This window comes from Pseudoalteromonas sp. P1-7a (assembly GCF_001401855.1).
GTDB lineage: Bacteria > Pseudomonadota > Gammaproteobacteria > Enterobacterales > Alteromonadaceae > Pseudoalteromonas.
On record NZ_LKDU01000018.1, the window covers coordinates 29,975 to 50,268 of the forward strand.

The following is a 20,294-nucleotide window of genomic DNA, read 5'->3' on the forward strand; positions in this document are numbered from 1 at the left end:
ATGTCTAAAACACCTTTAAAAGCGCTATTGTTAGGGTCGGCTTTGTTTGCAACATCGTTTGCAACGTCATTTTCGGCCCAAGCTCAAAATATGCACGAGGGCTGGAATACATTATTAAACAACCATGTTGTAGCTATTAATCATGGTCATAGCACAGAAGTTGATTACGCAGCAATTAAAGCTAAGCACAGCGAGCTTAAAACCTATTTAGATTTGTTATCGGCGGTTACGCAAAATGAGTTTGATACATGGGAAAAACCAAAGCAGCTGGCGTTTTTAATCAATGCCTATAACGCCTTTACTGTTGAGCTAATATTAACTAAGTACCCAAGCCTTAAATCAATTAAAGATTTAGGCAGTTTTTTTAGCTCACCATGGAGCAAAGAGTTTGTGCCATTACTTGGTAAAACTCGCAGCCTTGATGATATAGAGCATGGTTTAATACGTGGCAGTGGTAAATACAACGACCCACGTATTCACTTTGCTGTAAATTGCGCAAGTATTGGCTGCCCAGCACTACGTGAAGAAGCGTATACTGCTGATACATTAGAGGCACAATTGCAAGCGCAAACAGTGCGTTTTTTATCAGATACAACCCGTAACATAGCGCAAGATAACACGCTAAGTGTGTCTTCAATATTTAAGTGGTACAGCGATGATTTTGAACAAGGCTTTAAAGGCGCAAACACGCTGCAGCAGTTTTTTATGCAATACCCTAAAGCACTAAAACTGATACCCGCTCAGCAAAAAGCGCTTAAAAATAACGACATGAAAGTGAAATTTTTAGATTATGACTGGGATTTAAATGCTCGCCAATAAATGTTGGCAAACATTATCGCGATACAGCGTGTGCTGTGTCGCGTTTTGCATTTGCCTTGTTATTAGCTTTAAAAGCCTAGCAAGTACACAATTACAAAGCCGTTGGCAGCAAATTGAAAGCTTAGGAAAAAACCAAAGCGTATATTTTTATGCCTGGGGTGGCGATGCGCAAATAAATGCATATATTCAATGGGCTGCACAGCAAGTAAAAGCCAAATACAACATAAACTTAGTTCATGTAAAGCTAAGTGATACCAGCGAAGCTGTAAGTCGGGTACTGGCCGAAAAATCAGCAAACAATAACGACAAAGGCAGCGTAGATTTAATTTGGATCAACGGTGCTAACTTTGCCACTATGAGCGAGCACTCATTATTACTAAAACAATGGGCTAATAAGCTGCCTAATTTTAGCTACACCGACCCTAGTAATAACCCTGCGGTTAATTTTGATTTTGGAATACCCACAAATGGAATGGAAGCACCTTGGGGCCAAGCATCGCTTACCTTTTACTACGACAGCTTAGCAATTGACGGCACGGCCAATAACACACTACCCACAACCTTAAACCAATTGCTTAGTTGGAGCGCACAAAACCCAGGGCGCTTTAGTTACCCAAAACCACCTGACTTTTTAGGCATGAGCTTTTTAAAATACGCGCTTGTTATGCTACATCAACAAAGTAATGACACACTTAAAGCGCAGTTAAATCAGCCTGCTACTGCACAAAACACAGCCCAAGTACTAAACCCATTATGGGACTTTTTAAATAAGCTTCACCCAACACTTTGGCGCGGTGGCAGTCATTTTATGCAAAGTGGTGCACAAATGCGCCGCTTAGTAGGCGACACCGAGCTAAGCATCGCGTTTACGTTTTCAGCGCCCGAAGTACCCGCCGCCGTTAAACGTTATGATTTACCAAAAAGTATTCGCAGTTATGCAATGCAAGATGGCAGTTTAAGTAACACCCACTTTGTAGCTATACCTTATAATGCAAGCCACCAGCAAAGTGCGCAATTAGTGGCTAATTTTTTATTAAGCCCCGAGGCGCAAGCGCAAAAACAAAAAGCGCCTATATGGGGCGATAAAAGTGTACTTATTCAATCAACGCTAAGACCACAGCAACAAGCTTTATTTAAAACAACGCAACCACATCCAAGCGCCCTGCCTTTAAATAGTATTAAACGCACACTAAGTGAGCCACACCCAAGCTGGGTAAACGCGATTATGCAAGGTTGGCAAACACGTTTTGGAGTAAGCCAATGAGTGTTGTTTCAAATAAGTTAGCAGCAAGCCCAGCGCTTAAACCACATAAAAGCGCCGATATGTTTAGTAAATTAGTTAAATTAAGCCCACGCTTTTTACTGGCATTGCTTATTTTACCTGTAATAGGCGGCTTAATTAGCGTGCTATTGCCCGCTTTTGGTTATGCGCCGGTACTTGAGCACACAACACTTGGCCTACATGGCTTTACTATGCTTATGCAAACACCCGGCCTAACACACATGGTTATGCTAAGTGTTGGCAGCGGACTAATAAGTACCTTACTTGCCTTTGTCATTACGTTAATGATTTTAGCGGCATTTTTTAATAGCCCGTGGCTTAACCGTATTCAACGTTTACTGAGCCCAATACTGGTAATACCCCACGCAGCAGCCGCTATAGCCGTAGGTTTTTTAATAGCCCCTTCGGGTATGATCTCGCGGTTAGTATCGCCTTGGTTTAGTGGATGGGAACTTGCCCCTAACGGCATGTTTCCGCATGACTCGTTTGGTATTAGTATAATTTTAGGCTTAACCCTTAAAGAGCTGCCTTTTTTATTGTTAATGGCGCTAGGTGTGCTTGCCCAACCTGAGCTTGGCAAAAAGCTGCGCCAGCAACATAAAGTAGCGCTTAATTTAGGCTACTGCCCTATGACTGCTTTTTTTAAAGTGATACTGCCAAGCCTTTATCCATTATTGCGCCTACCCATTTTAGCCGTATTAGCTTATGCCAGTGCGAGTGTAGAAATGCCACTTATTCTGGGGCCAAATACACCACCCACCTTGGCTGTCGCTATTATGCATTGGTTTAACGATGTAGATTTAAACCTGCGTATTAAAGCGTCTGCTGGGGCGTTATTGCAGCTTGTGCTTACTGCTGGATTGTTAGCATTTTGGCTTGGCGGCGAAAAAGCGATAAAAGCATTATTTAATGATTTACTCACCAATGGCGAGCGAGAATACGGCGGCATTTATTGGCAAAAAATAACGACCGTCCTTACAGTATTTGTAATTAGCTTTATATTGCTCTCGTTAATTGGCTTGATTATGTGGTCTGTCGCTGGTTTTTGGCGCTTTCCGGCGGCTTTGCCTGAGCAGCTTACGCTACTTCACTTTAAAAGCGCGCTAATGCAAATGCAAAGCCCGCTTTTTAATACCCTTGCTATAGGGTTAGTAACAACGTTATTTGCCATTATAATTACGCTTTTGTGCTTAGAGTCAGAGCAATTAAGTGCAAAACCCATGTCGCGCTTTACCAGTTTAATTATTTATTTACCGCTGCTTGTACCAAGTATTGCGTTTTTATTTGGCCTGGTGTGGCTGCAACAATTAGTCAATAACCAAGCTGCGTTTTTTAATGTGGTATTTACCCATTTATTGTTTGTACTACCGTATGTGTTTTTATCGCTTGCGAGCAGTTATAGGCGATTAGACCCTCGCTTTGCTCATGTAGCAGCAAGCCTTGGCGCAACGCCCTGCAAAGTGTTTTTACACGTAAAATTACCCCAGTTATTTGCCCCTATTTTAATTGCGGCCGCACTTGGTTTGGCCATTAGCTTTGGCCAATATTTACCTACACTTTTAGCCGGTGGCGGGCGCATAGCAACCATAACAACTGAAGCGGTTACCCTTGCTAATGGCGCAAGTAGGCGTACCAGTGCGGTGTATGCCATTATGCAAATGGCATTGCCACTAATAGGCTTTATACTGGCGTGGGTGTTACCAAAGTACTTTTTTAAAAGCGCCCATCGCTAACCCATAAATTAAAAGGTTTTTAATGCAGTCATCTTTAGAGATTAAAAATTGTCAGCTTTATCGTCAAAACCAACAATTACTAAGCTTAAACGAGCAGGTAAAAGGCGGCGAAATACTTACTATTATGGGGCCATCAGGAAGTGGTAAATCAAGTTTATTAAATTGGCTTACCGGTACATTACCTAGTGGCTTTAATGCAAATGGTGAAGTGTGGCTTAACGGTGAAAATATTAATAACTTGCCTGCACATTTACGCCACATAGGTGTGCTTTATCAAGATGCGTTATTATTTTCGCATTTATCGGTAAGCGGTAACATTGCTTTTGCTATGCCTAAAGGCAATAAAAAACAGCGCCTTGAAAAAATAGAGCGCGCCCTTGAACAAGTAGGATTAAAAGGCATGGCTAATCGCCACCCCGACAACCTCTCTGGTGGGCAACAAGCACGCGTTGCTTTACTGCGTATGCTATTAAGTGAGCCAAAAGCTATTTTGCTTGATGAGCCATTTAGCAAACTCGATACCCAATTAAGAGTAGATACCCGCGAGCTGGTATTTAGCCAAATACGTGAGCATAAACTGCCCGCTATTATGGTAACCCACGATCATAGCGATGCTGAGGCCGCAAACGGCAAACAGATCACTTTAAATTTAGCCAAATAAGTAAAAGCACAAGGCAACGAGCATGTTAGATAAATACATCACCCCAGTTATAAAGCCACTGTTAACTCCGGTTGTAGCGTTAATCCACAAGCGCGGTATAACGCCCGACCAACTCACTGTGGCAGGCTTTTTAATAGGGCTATTAGCTGTGCCATTAATTGCATATGAAATGTGGTACGCAGCGTTAGCGGCTATTGCTTTAAATCGTATTTTAGATGGGCTAGATGGTGCATTGGCACGATATGCAAATTTAAGTTCAAGCGCTGGCGGTTTTTTAGATATTACCCTCGACTTTTTATTTTACGCGGCAATTCCGCTTGGCTTTATTTTGGCAAACCCTGAGCAAAATGCCATTGCAGGCAGCATATTACTGGCCACTTTTATAGGCACAGGCTCAAGCTTTTTAGCCTTTGCCATAGCCGCCGAAAAATTTAAGCTCGAAAAACCCCAGTTTAAATACAAAAGTTTTTACTATTTAAATGGCTTAACCGAAGGCACAGAAACCATCGCGTTGTTTATTGCCTTTTGTATTTGGCCGCAGCACTTTGCCATAATGGCGAGTATTTTTGCCACTGCGTGCGCTATTACTATTTTTACACGTATACATGGTGGTTATAACACGTTAAAACGCCAAGAAGCTGATGAGGTTACACAAGCCAATGAGTAATGAAATTTGGTTGCGTTTAGGGTTCTTTTTTAGCATTTTGGTTATTATGATGCTGCTAGAATCGCGTATGCCTGCGCGTAAATCACCTATAAAAAATAACACCCGATGGTTTGCTAATTTTGGGCTGGTGTTTGCTTCATCATTAATTGCGCGCTTAAGTGTGCCAATAGGCTTAACTGCCGTCGCGCTTTATAACCAAGAGCACGGTATCGGTTTATTTAATCAAATAGCCATACCAAGTAGTGTTGCTATTATTTTAAGCATATTACTGCTTGATATACTTATTTATTGGCAGCACCGGCTATTTCACCAGGTGCCTATTTTGTGGCGCTTGCACCGTGTACACCACGCCGATGCGCACGTAGATACCAGCACAGGTTTGCGTTTTCACCCTATCGAAATTGTGCTCAGCATAGTTATAAAATTGATTGCCGTTACCGCTTTGGGTGTACCCGCTATTGCTGTATTAATATTTGAAATAACACTTAACGGTTTAGCGCTGTTTAACCACGCAAATATACGCTTACCACAAGCTATAGAAAAACCACTTCGATTAATTTTAATGACCCAAATACTGCATCGTATTCACCATAGCCAACGTGTAAGCGAAACCAATTCAAACTACGGATTTAGCGTTATTTGGTGGGACAAACTATTTGGCAGTTACAAAAATGAAGCGCAAAAAGCCGATAACGATATAGATATAGGCTTAAAAGAATACCCTAACCCGCAGCAAAACGCCTCGCTGTGGGGCTTGCTAATTATGCCGTTTAAACGTAAATAAGCTGCCATTTCAAGTGGCTACAATACTCTTAAAATAAACAATAAATTAAGGGGTAAATGCGTATTTAAATTTACACATTTACCTTATTAAACCCCGCCAAAGCCTTACCTGCTAAAATTTAACCTTTACAAGCTAAGCGCTTTAAAGGGTTTACTAACCTATTGAATGCTATACCACTTTCACTTTTTTAAACTTTCGTTTTTTGTAAAAAAGCAAAATTACACGCCATATAGTTAGCCTAATGCAGGTAAATCATCGCAATTAGCGCTAAACGTAATTGCTACAGGTAACTTTAATATTTACCAATTAAGTAAAATATTAATAGATGTATTAAAAATGCAACATTACAAATAATGTAAGCTGTTAAATTTATTAGCGATTTAGTTAATAACTCCAATTGGTAAACTGGTCTTACCGTAAACTAAATGTAAATAAAACACACAAATATGTTGACCATTTACGTAGTGCGCAATATTATTTGTAAGCGCTTACAAAAACACATGATAAATGTAAGCGCTTACAAAAATAAATATGGTTCTTTTAATTAGTTTAAACACACATTCTGACAACAATCTGTGAAACCGGGGTTCAGCTATGAACATTGAAAAAACACACATTGCTCGCTTACTGGCTGCTATTTCGTTAGCGTCTTTAGCTGGCTGTGGTGGCGACTCAGCCACAACATCTAATTTTGAAAATATCGACGCTTCTGAGCCAGTTTCAGATTGGCAACTAGTATGGAGCGACGAGTTTGAAGACTCAGCCATTGATACTAATAAGTGGAACTTTGAATTAAACTGCGATGGCGGTGGCAACAACGAAAAACAATGTTACACCGATAACGAAGAAAACGCCTTTATACAAGACGGTGTGTTAAACATTGTTGCCCTACCCGCAACAGAAGGCGCTGAAAAGCCCTACACTTCTGCGCGTTTAAATACCCGTTACAATGCTGACTTTACTTATGGCCGCTTTGAAGTACGTGCAAAGCTCCCTTCGGGGCAAGGCAGCTGGCCTGCGTTTTGGATGCTACCAACCGATGAAGAATACGGTACATGGCCACGCTCAGGCGAAATTGATGTTTTAGAATCAGTAAACCTCAAAACCGCTGACGAAGATGGCGGTATTGAATCAAGCATTCATGGCACATTGCATTACGGCCGTGCATGGCCAGATAACAGCTACACAGGCCAAGAGTACAAATTTCCTGAAGATAGCAACCCAGCAGATGACTTTCATACTTACGCAGTAGAGTGGCAAGAAGGTGAAATACGCTGGTACGTTGATGGCTACCTATATGCCACACAGCGCCAATCAGAAGTATTATATAATTCCAAAGGCGAAGCCGCAGGTTTGAAACATCGCGGTTGGTTTGCAGAGTATTTTGAACAAGGTTCTGGCGAGCTAGAAACTCATTGGGATAGCGCTCCTTACGATAAAGACTTTCACTTACTGTTAAATTTAGCAGTAGGCGGCGACTGGCCTGAAAACGTAAATGAGTTAGGTATCGATGCCAGCGCATTTGAAAACGGTCAAACGTTTGCAATTGACTACGTACGCGTTTATCAATGTGCATCAAACCCAGATACCGGCAAAGGGTGTGAAACTATTCGCCCAGGTTACGATAGCCTAGACGATGCCCTGCTAGAGGGCGAAGCGCCTATTCCTAGCCCGCCATCTACAGGTATTGCTACACCGTTAACTATTTTTGGCGACAGCTTTAACCCTAACTGGCCAGCATGGGATTGTTGTGGTGGCTCTACACCTGCAATTGTAAGTGATGAAGAGCAAGGCGACGTTGTTGAATTTACAATAGGTAGCGAGCCTACAGTGGTTGGTTTTATTAGCCGCGATGCATTTATTACTGACGAAAACGGCGCTGCAACACCTTTTGATGCATCACCTATGCTAGAAGAAGGCTACGTTCGCTTTAAAATGAAAGTAACCAGTGCGCCAAGCGTGCCAGACACACCTTGGTTTGTAAAACTTGAAAGCACAGAAGCCTCAACCGATGCTGATATGCCGCTTACAAGTAGCGTTGAAGGCCAAGCACCTGTAGTAGGTCAGTGGCAAACCTATACGTTTTTACTTTCTGACCTTGCTGACTTAGATTTAGATATCAGCGCAATTGACGTACTTATGGTATTTCCTGAGTGGGGCACGGGCGAAGGCGCAACCTTTTTAATTGACGACGTTGAAATTACACAAGACAACCTAGGCGCATCACCAGAGCTGACTATTTTTGAAGATGAGCAAAACCTAGCATGGCCAATGTGGGATTGTTGTGGTGGCTCAACGCCTATCGAAGTGGTAGATGATGAAGCGCACGGTGTAACCGCTGAATTTAGTATTGGTGCAGAGCCTACAGTAATGGGCTTTAACAGCCGTGTTGAAGTAGGTGGTGCAGGTGAGTCATTTGATGCAAGCAGCATTTTAGATGAAGGCGTTATACAGTTTGACTTAAAAGTAACATCTACCCCTAGCGACCCGTCAACTGCGTGGTTATTTAAAGTAGAAGCAAATGGTGCAACTTCATTTGCAGAACTTGAACTAACGCAAAGTGTTGAAGGTGAAGCGCCAGTGACTGGCGAGTGGCAAACTTATACATTTAAGTTATCAGATCTCGCAGGTGCAGGCCTTGATGTAAGTGCAATTGATGTACTTATGATTTTTCCGGCATGGGGCGCAGGTGAAGGCGCGGTTTACCGTGTAGATAATGTTAAAATTTACAACCCTAATGCAGCGCCCGTTGCCTCTGGTGAGCTAAACGTATTTACAGATACAGTCGCCGATCAGTGGAGCATATGGGATTGCTGTGGTGGTTCAACACCTACAACAGAAACCGACGATGATCAGCACGGCGCAGTGGCTCAGTTTAGCATTGGTGCAACACCTACTGTAATGGGCTTTTTAGCCGATGAAGACGTATCGTTTGATGCATCAGCCCTGTTAGAAAATGGCGTTGTACAGTTTGATTTAAAAGTAATAACAGCACCCTCAAACGTGGATGCACAATGGTTATTTAAAATTGAATCAATTGGCGCTTCAAGCGCAGTAGAGCTGGCATTAAATCAAAGTGTTGAAGGGCAAACACCTGTTACAGGCGAGTGGCAAACATACACCTTCCCTATTGGGCAACTATTTGATGCGGGCTTAGATATTAGCGCTATAAACGTGCTCATGGTATTCCCTACGTGGGATATGGGCAACGGAGCACTATACCGCATAGATAACGTGATTATCGCGAATCCATAAAAACACACTACAATAGGCGCATGGCGCCTATTGCTACACAACAACATTTTATAAAGCAGAGCTATTATGAACACATTCAATTTTAAAAAGAGCCAACTTGCGGCTTCTGTGTCTCTTATCATTGCTGCAAGCACGTTAAATACGGCCATTGCTGCCGAGGCAGACACTGCAGCATCTCCTGATGTAGAAGTTATTGAAGTAAAAGGTATTCGTGGTTCACTTATTCGTTCTATGGATATGAAACGTGATTCATCGGGCGTGGTAGATGCCATTTCAGCAGAAGAAATGGGGAAATTTCCAGATACCAATTTAGCAGAATCATTACAACGCATTACCGGTGTATCGGTGAGCCGAGCAAACGGTGAAGGTAGCCAAATTACCGTACGTGGTTTTGGCCCAGAGTTTAACTTAATTACGCTAAACGGCCGCCAAATGCCAGGCACAGGTTATACGCGTTCGTACAACCTTGAAAACATTGCCTCAGAGGGCGTAAGTGCGCTAGAAGTATTTAAAACAGCGCGCGCCGATGTACCAAGCGGTGGTTTAGGTGCAACAGTTAATATTTCTACTGCGCGCCCTTTTCAAAAGCCAGGTCAAAATTTTTCAGCCACGGTTAAAGCAAATCACGACTCATCAAACGAAGCCGGTGATGATGTAACGCCTGAGCTTTCTGCTGTTTATAGCAACACATTTGCAGATGACAGATTTGGTTTTGGTTTTTCGTTTTCGCACCAAGAACGTGACTTTCAAAAACAACGCGCCAATATTCAAGGTTGGCAAGCCAATGTTGATTTACCTGAATTAGATAGCAGTAACGTTGTTGATAACCGTACTGACCCATCAGGTAACTACTACTTCCCTAAAGACATGAACTACTCTATTGAAGATGTAGAGCGTGAACGTACTAACGGCCAAGTTACTTTTCAATTTGAACCGGTTGATGGCTTTGTAGCCACCTTAGATTACACAGCAAGTAAAGCGGTTACGGGCTCTGAAAGTATTGGTTGGGGTATTTGGAACGACTTTGGTAGCAATATTAATGGCTACGAGCTTGATGAAAACGGCACCGCTGTTTATGCCGATATTAGCGGTAACGATGCCTCGTTTACAGCCAACAAAGGCACCACAGAAGTAAAAGCACGCTCTATTGGTTTAAACCTAGAGTGGGAAATTAACGACACGTGGCACGTTGAGCTTGACTACCATGACTCTAAAAATGAAACCGATAACGGCGCCGATGACGGGCTAGGCAGTACCGGCCAAGTTATTTTAGGCTCTGATCAGCTTGCTAATAAAATTTATGATTACCGCACAGGCGAAATCCCAAGTGCTCAAGTTAACTGGTTAAACGGCACAAGCGAATTAACGCCAGGCGAAATTGACTCTAACTTTAGCCAATTTACGCACTCGCCGGGTGAATCAAATATTGAGCAGTTGCAACTACACACCACGTGGTACAACGAAAACTTTGATATTGGCCTGGTTAAAGTAAAATTTGGTGCATCACGCACTGAGCAAAACACCGGCGGTTACACTGCATGGAGTGGCTTAGTGGGTGGCCCTGGTTTTAACCCATCGTACACAGAAATATTCCCAGATAGCATGTTTACTCGCCACGATACGTCGGGCCTTTTAGATCAATTTGATGGCGGCGGCAGCAACTTACAACCAGGTTACTACTACACCTACGATTTTGACGAAGCAGTGGCTCGCCAAATGGCTTACTTAACCTCTGATGTAACCGGTGGCGATGCATACGCAGCCAATGCTTACATGGATGGTATTGATAGCGAAAGCTACGTAGAAGAAATTACAAACAGCTTTTATATTCAATCAAGCTGGGAGTTTGATATAAGCGATTACTACGTAAAAGTAAACGCTGGCCTGCGCTACGAGCAAACAGATGTAACCAGCACAGTACGCCAACGTGTTGAAGAACAAGTAAACTGGATCAGCGCCTCAGAGTGGATAATGCAATATGCAGCCGGCGGCGATGATAACTTCCTTGAGCAGCAAGGCGATTACGACATATTATTACCGTCAATCGATGTAAGTGTTGATTTAACCGAAGACGTTGTAGCCCGTGTTTCATGGGGTAAAACTATGTCGCGTGCACCACTGGGTGATTTAGCCGGTGGCCGTAGCTTAACAGGCAGCCCAAAACCTGGCTCGCGCACGGGTAGCCAAGGTAATACAAATTTATTGCCGTTTGAATCAACCAATCTCGACTTATCATTAGAGTATTACTACGCAGAAGGCAGCTACGCCTCTGTTGGTTACTTTAAAAAAGACGTAGATAACTTTATTCAAACCACTATTACGCAAACCACGATTGAAGGCCTATACGACATTTTAAACGGCCCGCGTTACTTACAAGCAGTTAGCGATATTGAATCGCGCGGCGAGCAAGCAACCACCGATGCTATTTTTGCGCAAATGATCAGCAATGGTTATGGCAATGCGAATGGCATCATTGAGCCAAATAGCGATGACCCACTTATGGTATGGAACATAAGCCAACCACAAAACACCGACAGCAAATCGGTAGATGGTTTTGAAGTGGCTGTTCAGCACTTAATTGGCGAAACTGGTTTTGGTGTAGGTGTTAACGCCACGTTTGTAGATGGCGATGTAGAATTTGATAGCGAAAGCCTAGACCAACAAGCTCCGCTTACAGGTTTAAGTGACTCTGCTAACTTTCAAGGCTTTTACGAAAAAGACGGCCTATCAATCAAAATTACTTACGCATGGCGCGACTCGTACCTAATTGGTGTAGGCCAAGCACAAGGCTCAGCCGACGCGCCACCGCAATATGCAAAAGCCTACGGCCAATGGGATATGAGCGTAAACTACGATGTAAACGAAAACGTAACCGTATTTTTTGACGGCATAAACTTAAATAATGCCACCGAAGAAGGCTACGGCCGTTACGAAGAGCAGTTCTTATTTGCTAATCAGTACGGCCCACGCTACTCAATTGGTGCCCGTTACACGTTTTAAATTATTCCCTAGTTAGAATAGTTAAGCCGCTTGTTTTAACAAGCGGCTTTTTTATAACGCTTTTATTTGCTCAAGCAATGCCGTTATATGCCACATCGTGCTTATAAAAATCCCCTGCCCCATGTAGCGCATAATACAGTGATTGTATTTTGTTTTAACCAAGCCTAATTGCAATTACCACAAAACAACTAGTCTATTTTTTAGGCAAAAATCTAATGCATATTTTACTAAACTGCAAAGTTAAGATGGGTGCTTCGTTTATTTTTACCTAAATGCCAGCTCTAGAGATTGCTTAATGCTTGAGTAGACGAATCCATTCATCGGGGTTTGCTAAAATAAAGTCATAAGTATCTTCATTATCTAAAGTGATTGTTATGGCATCGCTTGTTAGTGGTAAAATGCCTGCGCCTGTCCCTGCTGACTTTTCAATTTTTACGATTGCGCTTCGTGTAAAAGTATGAGGCCCTAAACCAGCACTTTCATTATATGGCTCAAAACGTACTTCACCTTGCGTTACATAAAATTTACCATCGGCTTTTGCAACACCACTTTGATACGTAGCGGTAGATGATTTGAGTATTTTATTGTTCATTCGGCGTTCCTGCTAATTATTGTACGTCAATAAAATGTATTCACTTTAGTAAGTTATATAGCTTTATGCTTTAAGGCAATTAGTTTGTACCTAAAAAGCAAATTATGATGACACCTACTTTATTTAACCCATTAGAATCTGGGCATCAAAAAACGCAAAGTTTGGATGGGTTTATTGTTAATTCTTCTACATCTTGTTAATTCTTCTACAGCCTCAACGCCCGCCTAACACGCAATGTGTTGGCGTGGCTTTTTGCGTTGTTTGCCAAAACCATGACAACGAAACATTGTCGGAGTTTAGGCGCTTGTTAGCTGTACTATTTACACTGACTGTTAGGTTGAATTTTATCTAAAGCCCCTGTTTTTAAATCGAAGCGTAAACTCCCACCTAAGATATGAGGAACATATAGGTAACCATAACGCAAATCAGGCTGTAACTCTAAGCATCTCCATTGGATAGAAGATACGCTGCGCCCAAGTTTATCGAAATCCTCTTTGTCAGGAAAAAGTTCTGCTAATTCGTACTCTTTGATTAACTCACCGTTAGGAGCATAAATCACAATAACTTTGCCAGAGCCAGTCGAATACCAATTATCGATGGTAACTAATGTGCCATCATTTGCTAATAAAATGTGAATTGGGGCAGCTGGGTTTTTTAACGTTATGTTTTGATAAATGTCATAGGCATTACTTCCATTCCATTTGAAATATTGAGCTTTAGCAAACGCTTTTTTTGAATTTGTTAAGTCATGATTCAAATAGCTTTTCCCGGGAATAACCCTAACTACAATTGATGAGTCCTCATTTAGGGCAGAAGTTACCTCAGGGCTTCCCCACTTGTCAGCAAAGGAGTGATTTGAAAATATAATAATGAAAAATACTAGTAGATAATTCATCGTACTCTCTTGTACAGCTAACGCTTACAGCTGGGGCTTGTGGGAGCGCAGCGAGTACAAGTCCCTAGACTTGACTTGTTAGCAGCTATGTCCACAAGGCCCACCTTATTTTAATTAAACGGTATAGCTAATCCACCACTTATACAATTCGTCTATCTCAGCTTTGGCTAGTCGATGCTTTTCATCTGCATTCCAATCCGTATTTCCAAGGGCTAAGTCTTCTTTCTCTACGAAGTCTTTTAGCAGCTGAAAACAGGCATGTAAAAGTATGGAGTCTTTATCCCGCCAATCATCATTTAATGATTCAATTTTTAACAGATTACTTGGTTGCATGATGGTAACTTCTGGCTGCTAACGCCTCAAGAAGAGGCGCGCGTAGTTTGCGCGTCCTTCTTGCTTGACTTGTTAGTGGGCTCCTGCACAGATACTGGCACCTCTCCTTTAACTGGAATATTTACATTAAGAAGAGCTATACAGGAATAAATGGCAAATATAATTGGTATGGCTAACTCTACACCTAGACGAATATAAAATGTTGGCTTTGATTTGAAATAGATATGCTTTACATGATCTCGAAACTTGTCTTCTTCGACACTTCCAAATACTGAAGATCTTTCTTTTTCAGATATTTCTCTCAGTTCTTCGATTTCTTTTGAGGTAATTACTATTTGCCACGCAGTCAGCTCAGAGTAGACATAAACCAAAAAGCTTATCGCGAAGTAGGCAATTGCTGCTGCAAGCAATAGCATTAAGGCTTGCTGATTTGAGGATGTAAACTCAACGCCAAATGCAGATATCTTAGTTGGAACCAAACCTACCTTGGTAATAACCACACCAATAACTGAGGCTGCCATGAGATTTCGGCGAACCTTTCTAGTGGTTTCATTCAATGGCTCTCTGAGTCTTTCAGAGAAATGATTGGTATCACTCATAATCTTCCTTGCCCACTAACAACTTTGTCTACGACATTTGTCGTTTTATAAACCGACAAATGTCCCTATATTACAATGCATTTATCTTAGCCAGCAAATAACCACCTGTAAACAACTAGTTAACTATAAAGAAATCTCCGTTAATGCTGTAATGCACCTAAATGGGGGAGATCTGTAATATCCGACAATGCATAAATCACTGCACATTTTTAGAGCAACTTTTATAAAAAGTTAATATCGTAAAATCGTTTTTAACGCAGGTAATGAGTTATTAAAACGCTTAGGTTTTAACGTTTTGAACGCGGCTGGTATTGTACTTATATATTACAACACGCTTAAAGTAGCGTTGTGAGCACTGTGAATAAAAAGCGCTGCAAATATGCAGCGCCCTCATTACTTAATGGTTGTTGTGTTTAAGCTTGAACTGCTTTATCAAAAAAAGCCGAGCGGATCTTCACTGTAGCTCACTAATAAATTTTTAGTTTGTTGGTAGTGATCGAGTGCTAGTTTGTGTGTTTCGCGCCCTATTCCTGATTTTTTATACCCACCAAATGCAGCATGTGCTGGGTACATGTGGTAACAGTTGGTCCACACCCGGCCAGCTTCAATTTTGCGCCCCATGGTATAAGCACGGTTCATGTTTCGGCTCCACACCCCTGCGCCTAAGCCAAATTCTGAGCTGTTGGCAAGTTCGAGTGCTTCGGCTTCATCTTTAAAGGTCGACATAGAAATAACAGGGCCAAAAATTTCTTCTTGAAACACACGCATGTCGTTTGTACCTTTAAGCAGTGTAGGTTGTATGTAATAACCACCATTTAAATCGTCATTTAGCTGCTCTACGTTTCCGCCGGTGAGTACTTCGGCGCCTTCTTTTTTACCTATGTCTATGTAACTAAGTATTTTATCAAACTGTGCTTTTGAAGCTTGAGCGCCCACCATGGTTTCGCTGTCGAGTGGGTTACCGCGTTTAATTTGTTGGGTACGTTCGAGTATGCGCTCAATAAACTGCTCGTATATATCTTCTTGAATAAACAATCTTGATGGACAGGTACATACTTCGCCCTGGTTAAAGTAAGCAAGTACGGCGCCTTCTATGGCTTTTGATAAAAACGCGTCGTCTTTTTCCATTACATCATTAAAAAATATATTGGGCGATTTACCGCCAAGCTCTACCGTTGAGGGAATAATGTTTTCAGCAGCACATTTTAAAATATGTGAGCCAACAGGTGTAGAGCCTGTAAATGCAATTTTAGCGATGCGTTTACTTGTGGCCAGTGCTTCGCCTGCTTCTTTACCAAACCCATTTACAATATTGAGCACGCCTGCAGGCAGTAAGTCACCAATAATTTCCATTAAAACTAAAATAGATGCTGGAGTTTGTTCGGCTGGTTTAAGTACCACACAGTTACCTGCAGCAAGAGCTGGGGCAAGTTTCCATGCGGCCATTAAAATAGGGAAGTTCCACGGGATAATTTGCCCAACCACACCTAACGGTTCGTGAAAATGATACGCCACCGTGGTTTCGTCAATTTCGCCAATACTGCCATCTTGCGAGCGCAGGCACCCTGCAAAGTAGCGAAAATGATCGGCCGCTAGCGGAATATCAGCCGCGAGTGTTTCGCGAATGGCTTTACCGTTATCCCATGTTTCGGCAACGGCTAGTAATTCTAGATTTTGCTCAATTCGGTCGGCTATTTTTAACAGTATATTACTGCGCTCGGTCACCGAGGTTGTGCCCCACTGCTCTCGCACTGCATGCGCTTTGTCGAGTGCTAGGTTTATATCGTCTTTGTCGGAGCGAGGTATTTGGCAAAATACCTTACCGTTTACTGGGCTTATATTATCAAAGTATTGGCCGTTTACAGGCTTTACCCACTCCCCGCCAATGTAATTACCGTATTGTTTTTTAAAGTTTACGAGTGCGCCATCGCTGCCTGGATTTGCATATATCATGTGTGTGCTCTCTTTATTGTTGTTAGCTAAAGGTCGAACATTTATATAAAACAAAATGCTTTATATTTAGTTTGACATTAGCCTAACGAGCACCTAAAAACTTGATTAGCTGTCCATAAAAGTTGTCTGTGAGTCCACACTAATAAAAATTTAAAGGATTGATATGCACACATCTCAGTTAAACAAAAAACGCCAACAACTTGATGTTTTAATAGAAAATAAAGTGACATTTGCAGCAGATAACAGCGAGTTGAGTATTTACGACACGTACCAAAGCGCACAAAAGGTGGCACTGCATTCAAACGAGTTACTGTTTTGTGCCATGCTCAGCGGTAAAAAAGTAATGCACGTAGAAAGTAGCCAATACCATAAAGCATTTTTACCCCACGAGTCGTTTGTATTAGCGCCAGAGCAAGGTGTATTAATTGATTTTCCACAGGCATCAATGCACGCCCCAACCACTTGTTTAGCAATTGAAATAAGCAAAGATAAAATAAACGCTGTGGCAAATGCGCTTAACATGCAGCAAAGCTTTGCACACGATGGCGGCTTATTCGAGTATGTGCCGCAATTGGTGCATAGCCAACATAATAGCCAAACACAGCAATTATTAGAGCGCATGGTGCATTTATTTAGCGAACAAGGCGCACAGCGACATTACTTAATTGACTTGTCATTAAACGAATTGATCGCCCGGTTGTTACAACAACAAAGTCGCGATTTATTACTCGCTAATAGCGATAAACCACGCCTTAAAACAAAAATAAGCGATGCACTGCTTTATATTGAAGAGCACTTAAACGAAACGCTCGACATAAATACCTTGTGCAAAATAGCCTGCATGAGCCGCAGTAAGTTTTATAAGCAGTTTAAATTGGCATTTGGCACTACCCCAGCCCTTTGGCAGCAACAATTAAGACTTAAAAAAGCCCGCAATCAATTACTACAAGGCCATGCAATTAGCCAAGTGTGTTTTGATGTTGGGTTTAATAGCGCGAGCCACTTTAGTCGTGTATTTAAACAAACCTTTGGCATTGCGCCTAAAGAGTGCCGGCATTAAGGCTAAAACCTTATTTTTTACTTTGCTAACGCCCTGAATATGTTAGTTTATTAACATGAGTATTGAGTAAAGAATTGGTATGAGTAAGCAAACCCGCTGGACCCTAAAAAGTATTGCTAAAGAGTTAGGTGTATCTAACGCAACAGTCTCTAATGCGTTTAATCGCCCTGATCAGCTATCGGCTAAACGCCGAGACGATATTCTTGCAGCGTGCAAAACCTTGGGCTATTACGGGCCCAATAAAGCCGCGCAATCGCTTCGCAGTGGTACGTTTAATATTGTAGCGTTAGTGCTGCCCGATAGTGTGGAATATATGGTATCGGACCCTGTGGCCAGTAGCTTTATGCGGGGTGTAACCTCGGTGCTTGAAAAAAACGGCATTAATGTTTTATTGTTTTCAGGAAATAGCGATAACCTTAACAGCGTGGTCGACTTTGTTGATGGCTTTATTTGTTATGGCCGCCCTCGAAATAACGCATTAGTTGAACAGTTAAAAACGGTCTCTAAACATGTGGTCACTATTGATTTTGATATAGCCCGCAATGCCTCAGTAAATATAAATAACGAGCAAGCAAGTTACGAAATAGCCAAGCATGTTTTAAAAAAAACAAGCGATAAAGTCGCTATTTTAGGCTTAAGATTACTTGATGAAAACGTATTGTGCCGCGTATATGAGCATCACGAATTTGAAACGGGGCAATCTATTTCGCACCAACGTTTACGGGGTTATCAACGTGCTCTAAGTGAGGCAAATATTACGGTAGCTGATGACCGTATTTGGAATATACCTGAGAGCAGCGAGCGTTTTGCTAACATTGCCGCTAAAGAGGTGTTAAGTGCCTCCCCTCGCCCTAACGTTATAATTTGTATGAGTGATTTAATTGCCCTTGCCACCATGCGAGAAGCTATAAAACAAGGCATAAAAATAGGTGAAGAACTGCGTATTGTCGGCTTTGATGGAATAGACGAAGCCGCTCGTTTTGTGCCGCGCCTAACCACTATTCATCAAAACAGCCAAGAAAAAGGCGTAATTGCCGCCGAGCTCTTTATATCAAAAGAAGAAAAAATATGTGATGTAAGTTACGAGCTAGATATTGGCGCAAGCGGTTAATAGGTTATGTTAAAAAGGATTGGGCAAACAAAAGCCAAGCTTTTGAGCTTGGCTTTTATGTTTTAATAGCCTGTTAAACTAACAATGCGTTTAAACTTATCGTTGTTTCTTCATCCCCATTAACTTGAGTAATCAACGCATCGCGTGTTTTAAAGTTAACGCTTAATGCAATAGACTTTTCTTCTAGTTGCCATGTTAAACAACACTCTCCCTCTGCACCATGAGCACTAAACTCGCCTGCAAAAGCGGGGTGTTCATTACGTAATTTAATGAGCTCTATTAAACCTTTTACTACAGGTTTATTGAGTGCATGCTCAATTGTTTCAGTATTTAAATACGGGCGGTTAATATCACGGCCCACATTGGTACGCGCAAGTAAATCCATATCGTTTTCGCAGGCAAATAAACCGCCGTAGTACACTTGCGGCACACCGGGGGCAAAAAACTGTATGGCACGCGAAATCAAATAATCTAAATCGTTAGCGCCTAATGCATTGTAATACGTGCAATTTACTTGGTATAAATCAACGTTACTGGCAGCAGCACCCGTAGCTTGGCGGCTTTGGTTATTGCTGTTGGCATGCATGGTTTCTACAAGGGTATCTATTTGCTGAGCATTTAATAGCCCTGGCTTGTCGCCCATTGGGCCTGCATCAATAATGCCTATACCGTCGTGCGTATCTAGTACGGTTAAACAGTTACGTGGTGAAATTTGTAACCATTTAAGTAATGCATCTACATCGTTATTAAATAAGCTGTGTAAAATAAGCGGCGGTAATGCAAAGTCGTAAACCATATTTACACGCTTTGCTACTTCTACTTGTGTTTGGTAGTGGCTGTGTATTTCGGCAATGGTTTCCATGCCAAGCTCGTTTGCTTGCTTTGAGAGGTTATCTAGGTAGCCAAAAGTTTCGTCTAGCATAAAACAATTTGTACCGGCTTGTTTAATTGCATAGCCCGCTGCATCTAAACGAATAATATTTACGTTATTTTCAGAAAACTTAGTTAATACGTTATTTAAATACGCAATACCCGCTTCAACTTTTACGTTTATGTCAATTTGGTTATCGGTAAACGTGGTCCAAAAATCATACGTTTGACCATCGCCACACTGCATTGGCGTAAAACAGCTCCCTGGGCGCGGGCGATAAATTGCTTGTTGCTCTTGCTCGCTCATACCATTTGGAAAAACGTCTTCTTTTGTTAAAAACAAATCCCAAAATTCTGATTGCTTGCCTTTTGCTAGCACATCTTGAAACTGATAAGACTGCGCCGATACATGGTTAACGATTAAATCGGCCATTAGGTCATGGTTTTCACCCAGTGCTTGAATATCAGCCCATGTACCAATGCGAGAATCTACTTCGCTGTGGTCAATCGGATCAAAACCCGCATCGCTTCCGTCAATAGGATTATAAAAAGGCAGTAAATGCACACCACCAAATACGCCCTCTAAAGGCCCTTTTAATAGTGTTGTCAGTGCGTTTATATCTTGCCCTGTGATTCGATCAGCGTATGTGATCAATTGAACTTTATTCTTCATCATGTGT

Annotated in this window: 16 protein-coding genes; 10 read left to right on the top strand and 6 right to left on the bottom strand. The window is 41.9% G+C overall.

What is annotated here, in order from left to right; translation table 11 throughout:
• The 8 genes from AN389_RS12130 to AN389_RS12165 all read left to right on the top strand — a co-directional run bounded on the left by AN389_RS12130 (position 1) and on the right by AN389_RS12165 (position 12,201).
• Complete coding sequence (locus tag AN389_RS12130; RefSeq protein ID WP_055019883.1) at positions 1–819, top strand: DUF547 domain-containing protein; 819 nt, start codon at positions 1–3, stop codon at positions 817–819.
• Positions 806–2,083: an ABC transporter substrate-binding protein gene (locus AN389_RS12135; protein WP_055019884.1), complete on the top strand. Its 1,278-nt coding sequence runs from the start codon at positions 806–808 to the stop codon at positions 2,081–2,083. The genes AN389_RS12130 and AN389_RS12135 overlap by 14 nt, the downstream gene beginning before the upstream one ends.
• Complete coding sequence (locus AN389_RS12140; protein WP_055019885.1) at positions 2,080–3,834, top strand: ABC transporter permease; 1,755 nt, start codon at positions 2,080–2,082, stop codon at positions 3,832–3,834. Before AN389_RS12135 ends, AN389_RS12140 begins: the two co-directional genes overlap by 4 nt.
• Before the next feature lie 22 nt (positions 3,835–3,856).
• Positions 3,857–4,495, top strand: a complete 639-nt coding sequence (locus AN389_RS12145; RefSeq protein ID WP_055019886.1) for an ATP-binding cassette domain-containing protein — start codon at positions 3,857–3,859, stop codon at positions 4,493–4,495.
• A gap of 22 nt (positions 4,496–4,517) precedes the next feature.
• A complete protein-coding gene (locus AN389_RS12150) occupies positions 4,518–5,162 on the top strand; it encodes a CDP-alcohol phosphatidyltransferase family protein (RefSeq protein WP_055019887.1) in 645 nt (214 codons plus the stop codon).
• Positions 5,155–5,946: a sterol desaturase family protein gene (locus AN389_RS12155; protein ID WP_055019888.1), complete on the top strand. Its 792-nt coding sequence runs from the start codon at positions 5,155–5,157 to the stop codon at positions 5,944–5,946. The genes AN389_RS12150 and AN389_RS12155 overlap by 8 nt, the downstream gene beginning before the upstream one ends.
• A 594-nt stretch (positions 5,947–6,540) precedes the next feature.
• The gene (locus tag AN389_RS12160) at positions 6,541–9,201 is read left to right on the top strand and encodes a glycoside hydrolase family 16 protein (protein WP_055019889.1); all 2,661 of its coding nucleotides are present in this window, start codon (positions 6,541–6,543) and stop codon (positions 9,199–9,201) included.
• Positions 9,202–9,267: 66 nt separating this feature from the next.
• Positions 9,268–12,201 (top strand): TonB-dependent receptor, encoded by a 2,934-nt coding sequence (locus tag AN389_RS12165; protein WP_055019890.1) that lies wholly within the window; start codon positions 9,268–9,270, stop codon positions 12,199–12,201.
• 292 nt (positions 12,202–12,493) lie between these two features.
• Here the strand turns inward: AN389_RS12165 and AN389_RS12170 are convergent, their stop codons facing one another.
• The 5 genes from AN389_RS12170 to AN389_RS12190 form a co-directional block, all read right to left on the bottom strand.
• The gene (locus tag AN389_RS12170) at positions 12,494–12,793 is read right to left on the bottom strand and encodes a hypothetical protein (RefSeq protein WP_055014500.1); all 300 of its coding nucleotides are present in this window, start codon (positions 12,791–12,793) and stop codon (positions 12,494–12,496) included.
• Between the two features lie 316 nt (positions 12,794–13,109).
• Complete coding sequence (locus tag AN389_RS12175; protein ID WP_146258084.1) at positions 13,110–13,688, bottom strand: hypothetical protein; 579 nt, start codon at positions 13,686–13,688, stop codon at positions 13,110–13,112.
• Between the two features lie 114 nt (positions 13,689–13,802).
• Positions 13,803–14,021, bottom strand: coding sequence for a hypothetical protein (locus AN389_RS12180; protein WP_235575971.1), 219 nt, complete (start codon positions 14,019–14,021; stop codon positions 13,803–13,805).
• 26 nt (positions 14,022–14,047) lie between these two features.
• A complete protein-coding gene (locus tag AN389_RS12185; RefSeq protein WP_055019892.1) occupies positions 14,048–14,620 on the bottom strand; it encodes a hypothetical protein in 573 nt (190 codons plus the stop codon).
• Positions 14,621–15,052: 432 nt separating this feature from the next.
• Positions 15,053–16,573 carry an aldehyde dehydrogenase family protein gene (locus tag AN389_RS12190; RefSeq protein WP_055019893.1) on the bottom strand — a complete coding sequence of 507 codons (1,521 nt, stop codon included), beginning with the start codon at positions 16,571–16,573 and terminating at the stop codon, positions 15,053–15,055.
• Between the two features lie 163 nt (positions 16,574–16,736).
• Between AN389_RS12190 and AN389_RS12195 the strand changes: the two genes are divergently transcribed.
• Both AN389_RS12195 and AN389_RS12200 read left to right on the top strand, forming a co-directional pair.
• Complete coding sequence (locus AN389_RS12195) at positions 16,737–17,633, top strand: AraC family transcriptional regulator (RefSeq protein WP_055017418.1); 897 nt, start codon at positions 16,737–16,739, stop codon at positions 17,631–17,633.
• A gap of 79 nt (positions 17,634–17,712) precedes the next feature.
• Complete coding sequence (locus AN389_RS12200; protein WP_055017417.1) at positions 17,713–18,744, top strand: LacI family DNA-binding transcriptional regulator; 1,032 nt, start codon at positions 17,713–17,715, stop codon at positions 18,742–18,744.
• Positions 18,745–18,817: 73 nt separating this feature from the next.
• Here AN389_RS12200 and gtfA read toward each other — a convergent pair whose 3' ends face one another.
• On the bottom strand, positions 18,818–20,290 hold the full coding sequence (gene gtfA, locus AN389_RS12205) for a sucrose phosphorylase (protein ID WP_082422664.1): 1,473 nt from the start codon (positions 20,288–20,290) through the stop codon (positions 18,818–18,820).
• Between the last annotated feature and the right edge of the window lie 4 nt (positions 20,291–20,294).

What these genes read in the sequence shown, in the direction of transcription:
- AN389_RS12130 (WP_055019883.1), top strand. Translation starts at nt 1, where the DNA reads ATGTCTAAAACACCTTTAAAAGCGCTATTGTTAGGGTCGGCTTTGTTT.
- AN389_RS12135 (WP_055019884.1), top strand. Translation starts at nt 806, where the DNA reads ATGCTCGCCAATAAATGTTGGCAAACATTATCGCGATACAGCGTGTGC.
- AN389_RS12140 (WP_055019885.1), top strand. Translation starts at nt 2,080, where the DNA reads ATGAGTGTTGTTTCAAATAAGTTAGCAGCAAGCCCAGCGCTTAAACCA.
- AN389_RS12145 (WP_055019886.1), top strand. Translation starts at nt 3,857, where the DNA reads ATGCAGTCATCTTTAGAGATTAAAAATTGTCAGCTTTATCGTCAAAAC.
- AN389_RS12150 (WP_055019887.1), top strand. Translation starts at nt 4,518, where the DNA reads ATGTTAGATAAATACATCACCCCAGTTATAAAGCCACTGTTAACTCCG.
- AN389_RS12155 (WP_055019888.1), top strand. Translation starts at nt 5,155, where the DNA reads ATGAGTAATGAAATTTGGTTGCGTTTAGGGTTCTTTTTTAGCATTTTG.
- AN389_RS12160 (WP_055019889.1), top strand. Translation starts at nt 6,541, where the DNA reads ATGAACATTGAAAAAACACACATTGCTCGCTTACTGGCTGCTATTTCG.
- AN389_RS12165 (WP_055019890.1), top strand. Translation starts at nt 9,268, where the DNA reads ATGAACACATTCAATTTTAAAAAGAGCCAACTTGCGGCTTCTGTGTCT.
- AN389_RS12170 (WP_055014500.1), bottom strand. Translation starts at nt 12,793, where the DNA reads ATGAACAATAAAATACTCAAATCATCTACCGCTACGTATCAAAGTGGT.
- AN389_RS12175 (WP_146258084.1), bottom strand. Translation starts at nt 13,688, where the DNA reads ATGAATTATCTACTAGTATTTTTCATTATTATATTTTCAAATCACTCC.
- AN389_RS12180 (WP_235575971.1), bottom strand. Translation starts at nt 14,021, where the DNA reads ATGCAACCAAGTAATCTGTTAAAAATTGAATCATTAAATGATGATTGG.
- AN389_RS12185 (WP_055019892.1), bottom strand. Translation starts at nt 14,620, where the DNA reads ATGAGTGATACCAATCATTTCTCTGAAAGACTCAGAGAGCCATTGAAT.
- AN389_RS12190 (WP_055019893.1), bottom strand. Translation starts at nt 16,573, where the DNA reads ATGATATATGCAAATCCAGGCAGCGATGGCGCACTCGTAAACTTTAAA.
- AN389_RS12195 (WP_055017418.1), top strand. Translation starts at nt 16,737, where the DNA reads ATGCACACATCTCAGTTAAACAAAAAACGCCAACAACTTGATGTTTTA.
- AN389_RS12200 (WP_055017417.1), top strand. Translation starts at nt 17,713, where the DNA reads ATGAGTAAGCAAACCCGCTGGACCCTAAAAAGTATTGCTAAAGAGTTA.
- gtfA (WP_082422664.1), bottom strand. Translation starts at nt 20,290, where the DNA reads ATGATGAAGAATAAAGTTCAATTGATCACATACGCTGATCGAATCACA.